At 30.7% G+C, this 5,450-nt stretch carries 11 protein-coding genes; 2 read left to right on the forward strand and 9 right to left on the reverse strand.

Annotation, left to right across the window (positions count from 1 at the left end):
- Positions 1-191: 191 nt before the first annotated feature.
- From EO766_RS17475 to EO766_RS17495, 5 genes are read right to left on the reverse strand one after another with little or no spacing between them, the layout of a single operon-like run.
- The gene (locus EO766_RS17475; RefSeq protein ID WP_287101675.1) at positions 192-548 is read right to left on the reverse strand and encodes a hypothetical protein; all 357 of its coding nucleotides are present in this window, start codon (positions 546-548) and stop codon (positions 192-194) included.
- A complete protein-coding gene (locus tag EO766_RS17480) occupies positions 548-802 on the reverse strand; it encodes a DUF6794 domain-containing protein (RefSeq protein WP_287101676.1) in 255 nt (84 codons plus the stop codon). The genes EO766_RS17475 and EO766_RS17480 overlap by 1 nt, the downstream gene beginning before the upstream one ends.
- On the reverse strand, positions 795-1,124 hold the full coding sequence (locus tag EO766_RS17485; protein WP_287101678.1) for a hypothetical protein: 330 nt from the start codon (positions 1,122-1,124) through the stop codon (positions 795-797). The genes EO766_RS17480 and EO766_RS17485 overlap by 8 nt, the downstream gene beginning before the upstream one ends.
- The gene (locus EO766_RS17490; protein WP_287101679.1) at positions 1,099-1,401 is read right to left on the reverse strand and encodes a hypothetical protein; all 303 of its coding nucleotides are present in this window, start codon (positions 1,399-1,401) and stop codon (positions 1,099-1,101) included. The genes EO766_RS17485 and EO766_RS17490 overlap by 26 nt, the downstream gene beginning before the upstream one ends.
- Positions 1,402-1,420: 19 nt before the next feature.
- Complete coding sequence (locus tag EO766_RS17495; protein ID WP_287101680.1) at positions 1,421-1,831, reverse strand: hypothetical protein; 411 nt, start codon at positions 1,829-1,831, stop codon at positions 1,421-1,423.
- 83 nt (positions 1,832-1,914) lie between these two features.
- On the opposite strand from EO766_RS17495, the gene EO766_RS17500 reads away from it, so the two are divergent.
- Both EO766_RS17500 and EO766_RS17505 read left to right on the forward strand, forming a co-directional pair.
- Positions 1,915-2,280, forward strand: coding sequence for a hypothetical protein (locus EO766_RS17500; RefSeq protein WP_287101681.1), 366 nt, complete (start codon positions 1,915-1,917; stop codon positions 2,278-2,280).
- Positions 2,280-2,621 (forward strand): hypothetical protein, encoded by a 342-nt coding sequence (locus tag EO766_RS17505; protein ID WP_287101682.1) that lies wholly within the window; start codon positions 2,280-2,282, stop codon positions 2,619-2,621. The genes EO766_RS17500 and EO766_RS17505 overlap by 1 nt, the downstream gene beginning before the upstream one ends.
- 69 nt (positions 2,622-2,690) lie before the next feature.
- Here the strand turns inward: EO766_RS17505 and EO766_RS17510 are convergent, their stop codons facing one another.
- The 4 genes from EO766_RS17510 to EO766_RS17525 form a co-directional block, all read right to left on the reverse strand.
- Positions 2,691-2,873 (reverse strand): hypothetical protein, encoded by a 183-nt coding sequence (locus EO766_RS17510; protein ID WP_287101683.1) that lies wholly within the window; start codon positions 2,871-2,873, stop codon positions 2,691-2,693.
- A 197-nt stretch (positions 2,874-3,070) separates the two neighbouring features.
- A complete protein-coding gene (locus EO766_RS17515) occupies positions 3,071-3,679 on the reverse strand; it encodes a hypothetical protein (protein ID WP_287101684.1) in 609 nt (202 codons plus the stop codon).
- Positions 3,680-4,256: 577 nt separating this feature from the next.
- Positions 4,257-4,550: a hypothetical protein gene (locus EO766_RS17520; RefSeq protein ID WP_287101686.1), complete on the reverse strand. Its 294-nt coding sequence runs from the start codon at positions 4,548-4,550 to the stop codon at positions 4,257-4,259.
- A gap of 633 nt (positions 4,551-5,183) precedes the next feature.
- A partial coding sequence (locus EO766_RS17525) for a hypothetical protein (protein WP_287101687.1) occupies positions 5,184-5,450 on the reverse strand: 267 nt, incomplete at its 5' end.

Raw genomic sequence — 5,450 nt, forward strand, 5'->3', positions numbered from 1 at the left:
TTTGTAGCAAGAGATGATGGTTTCTGGCAATACAGAGATTACTTTCAATTAACAGATGCAAAGAAATTAGAACTATTCTGGGGTTGGGGATTATGGGGAAATGTTCAGGATCGTAACAAATTCGTCTTCACAACACGAATAAAAAATACAGGTGACTTCTAAAAAGAAAAGGGGCATATGCCCCCTTTTTATTACCCTTTTATTTCTACTAATCCTCTATTATACATTTCAATAATAACTTCATATCGATATGCATTCAATAACTGACGCATTAAACAAGGACAAAATGGTTCATTATCTATAGGACCCAAACATCCACAAGCGTTCATAGTTGGGTATGAAAAGAAATCTTCATGAAAGGAAGGAATTTTTTGTGTTGTTCTACCAATCATAGATTGTAGAAAGTCATTACCTTCTATAGTTCTTTTAATAAAACATTCCATTAACTCTGGTGTTAATTTATTAAAAGCTTGGTTTTCATTTACTCTTAATAAACGATTAGCATCTCGTAATGCAAGTAATTCATTATATGTATATTCAACTTTCATTATTTTTGACCTAATTCCCAAACTTGTTCGATAATCGTCATACTAACTTGATCAGGATGAAATGGTGAATAATCACAATTGTCAATAATAACAGGTTCCCATGGAATAGACCATAAATCATATTCATTACGAATATGTCTTCCTAGAGTATGATGAAACTTAATCAATTCCTCTTTTTCCAATTCAAAAAATTCAGAATCGTTTTTTAATTGTTCATATAGTTTCTGTATGATTTCTTTTATTTGTTCATTCATATATTTTTCCAATCATCTCTTCCAATTTATCAAAGAAACTATGAATATCAGAATCATCTGGTTCTTCTAATAAATTAAAATGTTCTTTAATTTCAATTGCACATACTAATGCACCATCACTAATATCTGATAATTCTGTCTCATTTTCAACACTTTTACATATCTTGAGACATTCTTGTACAACTAAATATGCAAACTTATTCCACAACTCTGATTCGAAATTTTTATATTCCATAATCATAGCCATTTGAGCTTCGTTAACAGCTTGTGATGCTAAAGTTGCAACTAACTCATTATTAATTTTTGTAAGATTTTGTGTCATAATCGAATGCCTTTTTTAGTCTATCTAACATAAACCAATTATGTGATGCAGCTGCATATCTAATCAATTTATTTTTAAATACTTTCCCCTTCATAAATTGAGCTTGTGATTTCTTTACTCGAGTAGGATTATAATGTGCAGGACCTTCTACTAATAACCAATTATAAGTAACGTTTGAAATGAAGTGTAATCTCCATAGTACTATTCCATTTTTATATTGAACAAAAGCATATACTTCGTCTTTGTCATCAATCTTAAATTTCAGTGTTTTTTTCATTTTTATTCCCCTAATTTGTTTAATTAGTAATATCAGGTTTATTAATTTTAATAAAATTATATTCAGGTTTGATGTCTTTCAAGAATACAATTGAATTATTTGAATCTAATAAATTAATACATGGTTTATTCATAATAATACCAGCATATACAACTCTTGCACTATCTCCTTGTTTATACATCCAATAATATTCACCTTCTTCTAAAACTATCGGATTTATTAATCCTACATTTATTTGCCAATCCATAAATTTATCATTCCAATCTTCATCCGATTTATTAGAACTAAGAAGACCAAATGCATTATTCAATAATTTTTTTAATCTATCAATTTCTGATTCCAATTTTTTAATAGATGCTTGTTGTATTAGGTATTCAGATTCAATATCTATCAATTGATCATATTCTTTATCGCTGATATGTACACTCATAAAAGTACTCCTATAATTTTTATCATTTATTATATTATACTTTGTTATCTTTGTCAAGTAAGGAAAAAATATAAATATATGATATGCCTATTTTAATGTCTATGCTGAATTTATATAAGTTTCATTCACAACCACAAAATCTTGATCATTATAATGATCAAGATTCTATAATACCAAATTTGGCATTAAAAAAATCTTTGTATAATAGAGGTAGATCTCCTGATTTGGAACCTGTTATTTTAAAAGACACAAAATGTGCTTTTGATTATGCAAGAAAAGTGATTAGGGATAGATGGCCTGAAGCAGAACCTCGTATTATGAAGGATCCATATGCTGCATTAGGATATGCAGAAACAATACTTAAAGATAGATGGTATGAAGCTGAACCTTATATTAAACAAGATGATTATGCTTGGGATATATATCAACAAAATTTTGGATTAAAATAATGATTAATTTATACGACTATTACTCACAACCGCAAGAATTACATGAATACAAAAATCGAATGTATCTTGTTCCTATGTTTGCCTTCGAAGAAATTAAACAAGGAAATAAAGATCCTAAATTACCAGAAACAATAAAAAAAGATCCAGAATTTGCAGTTTTATATGCAGCTACTATTATTCATGGGAGATGGCCAGAAGCAGAACCATTCATTATGAAAGATCCACACTTCGCCAGATATTACGCTACAGATATTATTAAAGATAGATGGCCCGAAGCAGAACCCTACATTCAACAAGATAGTCAACAATGGCTTCTATATAAACACTGGTTTAAATTCTAAAAAACCTATATAATCACAATTAAAATTTTTGAAAAAAAAATTTTAAAATCACGTTTCCATATACCACGGTTATATACTGCATAAAAATAAAATTTTTATTTTTTCAAAAAATCCTATAGTGGCCAAGAAAAATTTTGTAGATGCGTTTAAACCAAATTTTTTATTTTTCAAAAATCCTATAATGGCCAAGAAAAATTTTGTAGATGCGTTTAAACCAAATTTTTTATTTTTCAAAAATCCTATAATGGCCAAGAAAAATTTTGTAGATGTTAAGTACCAGATCATGTTTTTGACCATCGATGTTTTTAGGGTGTTCCACCATGTTATTATACAGAACATTTTTGGAGAAGTCAACAGGTCAGTTCTTAATAGGGACACAAAAAAAGGTCAACTGGACTAGCCAGTTGACCTTCTTAATTTAATCTAGGACATCCTTGTCCTGTTGACAATTACTTACTGTTGACAAACCCAGATTTCTTTTTCATGTTCTGGTAATATGTTGCTGCCCCAGCTTTAGTCAGACCAGCTTCTGTCATCAATCTTGATATGGTTATTGACCTAACAGGACAGCCCATGTTCATCTTGACCATTTCTTCATCCCATATTGTTCTGCCCACATCAGCTTTTGTTACACTGTTATGACCACTCAACAACTTACCATTTGTTGGACTGGCCTGTTGACTTTGTTTACTGGCCAACAACTTGATCATTTCGATCAACTGGGATTTGTCCATGTTTTCCAACATGGCATCACCATCTTCTTGTTTGTCCAGTTGACCATCTTGTTCTTGACCATCTTCTTGTTTGTCCAGTTGATCTTCAGGTTGACCATCTTGTTCTTGATTGACCTGTTGATCTTCTTGAACTTGACCTTCTTGGTCAACAACCACTGTTTCGTCCTGACCAACGTTGTCTTCATTTTTTGGTTGGTCATCAACTTTGTCCAACAACTCACCAACAAGTGGTTGTTGGTCTGTTGTTTGGACATTGTCCAGTTCAGTTGAAATAACTGGTTGTTGTTTAGTTTGGCCACGTTTGTTTGATTTTGAAGTTGACATGATAATCACCAATTAGTTAGTTAAGAAAGAAATTATATTATACACTTTTAAAAACATTTATCAACTGGTTAATTTTAAAATGACCATTTGAAAAAATTAATGTGGACATAATAAAAATGTGTGTGTGTTGTTAAATGTTGAGATAAATTATACAGAAATTAATTTAATAATCAACTGGAATGACCGGTTAGTTTTTAACATATATTATATAAGTGTCATACAATAATTTGGATTAAAAGTCAACTGGATAGACCAGTTGAATAGATTATAAAAATATGTATAATATATTATGAAGTCTGACAAAGATGGCCCCTCTACAAAATTGGTCTAGCTGTGTCAACAGGACATAACCTGTTGAACGGAGTACGCCACTCTAGTGGTCTTGAGTCATGTCCATATTTGCTTGATCTCAAATTATGAAAATATTATACCCTAATTAGAAATAAAATCAACTGGGAATCCCAGTTGATTTTGACCATCTGTTTGATGTATAATATAATGTTCTATAGGGAAACTTTATGTGGTCAAATCATGTTCTGTTCAATCAACAGGACATCCATGTCCTATTAATTACAGTTTATTTCTTATTAACAAAACCAGCTTTCTTTTTCATGTTCTGGTAATAAGTACTAGCACCAGCTTTAGTTAAGTTGGCCTCAGTCATTAATCTTTTAATGGTTGTTGCTCTTATTGGACATTGACCATTCATAGATACAACTTCTTCATTCCAAATGGTACGACCAAGATCAGCTTTTGTATTATGATTAATGGTTAGGATTGGATCAACAATTGGTTTTTCATTTAGACCAAGAAAATCTAATTGTTGATCAAGAGTTGAATTTGATTGTGTGTTTGAGTTTGAAGTGTTCATAATATAATCTCATTTGTTTGTTAAGAAAGAAACTATATTATACAAGAAGAAGATTAATAATCAACTGGTTAAAATAGAAGTGGAATGTCCAACTATGTTTACTAGTAACCACATAGTGGTTCTAGATAGTATGATCTAGTGGACATCCCAACTCAATTCTAATAATCAATTTTAAGTGGGAACTGGTACTGTTTCTTGGATAAGAACATATGTATCAGATTCATCTGCATCGATACCAAATACTGCTATAAGATTATTTTTATGTTTGATAGCAAAATCACGTTGATTTGGAAATGCATCGTTAATGGCCCAATCTAACGTTGGATTAGATATAAAGATCCAACTAGAATCGAAGCTTGGACATTTGTTTGTTTCGTGAGTAGTAATATGTTGTAATACAGATAATAGTTGAGGAACACTGTTGACACAAGTATCACAAGATCTGATATATGCAACATAGTTGACTGTATCATAATGATATGATACACTATATAGACCATACGTTCTACTTTGATTAGTTTTTGTACTCATATGTTTCTCCCAATTGATTTATTATATGATTAATGTATAATAATCATATAATAAATCAATTGGGCAAAATTAATTGCCCAATTTGTTTACTAGTAGAGTTATCTAGCACCAAGTATCATATGTAATAGGATATTGACTCATGAAGGCTTCTAGTGCTAGTTCTTTTGTGACACCGATGGCATAAACAGTTTCTTCACCTTCGATAAGATACTTACCATCTTCAAGTAACTTATCGATAATGTCTTTGTTCTCAGCTATGATGATATCATTCATCATATAACTAAGACGTTGTTCTGGTAATGCTTCTAACCAATCTTCAAGTTGATCATCATCTCTTTCATCACAAGGTTGAGAAGCAAAGTTAACTGC

The organism is Hydrotalea sp. AMD (genome assembly GCF_004100315.1).
GTDB classification, from domain to species: Bacteria; Bacteroidota; Bacteroidia; order Chitinophagales; family Chitinophagaceae; genus Hydrotalea; species Hydrotalea flava.